Here is a 1,454-nt window from a genome sequence, read left to right as displayed (position 1 = left end):
AAACCACCCTGCTACTGTTGACCAAGTTTTTTTCGCACCCGTTTTCACCATATCCTTAATACTATCATCTTCACCATCACCATCTAAATCAACATCCCATTTTACACCTTCTGTTACGTATGCTAATCCTACTGAAATACCGAATCCTGCTGCTGCAACTGCCAAAACTGGCGCGGCAGCAGGAAGAACTGCAACAGTCAGAACCGCAGCCCCTACAGTTGTTGCTCCTCCCACTACAACATTACCAATAATATCTCCTGCAATTTTATCATTCGAGGCATTATTTTTGATATTTTCACTTGTATCCGTATATGAATCTATAGCTACACTAGCCCATCCAAGCTTATCCTTTAAGGCCATTTTAGCTGCGCTTCCTTTTTTTATCATAGCTTCTATTTCTTTTATCTTAGGAGTAGCTGTTCCATTTTCGATTTTCTTTTCGATATCATTTACATAGTAAATCTTATGATCTCTATGCCGTCCATTAACTTTTTTATTATCTTTAACAGAATCATAACTCTCTCTTACAAGAACTCGTTTGTTTTTTCTATCAAATTCTTTTTTTATCTCATAACCATTCCTTACTTTATAAACTGTATTCCCTACTGCAGCTGCACCTGAAAGTGTTCCGAATATATTCCCCATTCCATCTAATGGTACCATCGCATCAAAGTCAGTCATACCTAAAAATGAATCTTTTTTGTCTACTTCACCAGATTCAGAATCCTTATTTAACCTTTCAACTTCACGAGCTTTATCTTCTGTAATTTTTTGAATAGGCCCCGTCCAATCCATATTCAATCCTTGTGTACTAAATGTACCGCTGACGACACTAAACCCTTTCCCACTTTGAACTTCCGCAAGACCTGTAGCAATACTAGTTGCTAATTGAAGCGCTGTACTATAATTATTACTAGAGGTCTGATTGAATTGATACAAATGATCCAGCTTTTCTTGCAGTTTTTGCCTCATAACAATAAAAAGATTTACCATGGCATCCATACCCGGCATTGGCATAGCTTGATTGACAGCTTCCATACTTGTTTTCATTCGGTCAATTTCTCGAATTTGTTCTAGTATCTCGTGTTCAATTACATCTGTTGAAGCTACCTGTGATTGAAATTGACTTGGAAAGGCATTGTTTTGTCGGATTAGCTCTTCACATAAGTAAATGATTCCTTGCGCTAAAGGACGAAAGGTTTGTACAAAAAATGATTTTGCACTGCTATATGTTTGCCCTTGTAACACAGTATCAGTTGCAAAAGCATCAATCGACTGAATTGCTTGTTCCATACCTTGAATGGTGGCCGTACATACAGCGTTCATACTTTGAGTTTGGTTTTGTACTTCTCCCAAATACATATTTAAACTCATGAATTAGCCTCCTTTACTAATTGTTGTTGTTGATAGGAAAGGTCGTTTTCTAAATCACTAAGGTCTCGTCTTTCTTTAAG

Annotated in this window: 1 protein-coding gene and 1 pseudogene; both read right to left on the bottom strand. The window is 37.1% G+C overall.

What is annotated here, in order from left to right; translation table 11 throughout:
- Positions 1-1,374, bottom strand: a 1,374-nt coding sequence (locus AC1DTM_RS26290; RefSeq protein WP_477001262.1) for a T7SS effector LXG polymorphic toxin, incomplete at its 3' end; no start/stop codon positions are given.
- Positions 1,371-1,454, bottom strand: a pseudogene (locus AC1DTM_RS26285) (DUF3958 family protein); the annotation flags it as partial. The pseudogene AC1DTM_RS26285 and the gene AC1DTM_RS26290, both read right to left, overlap by 4 nt.

The sequence above is a fragment of the Bacillus sp. P4_D3 genome (genome assembly GCF_056401855.1).
The sequence above is the reverse complement of the archived record's forward strand: the minus strand, read 5'-3'. Positions and strand labels throughout refer to the sequence as shown.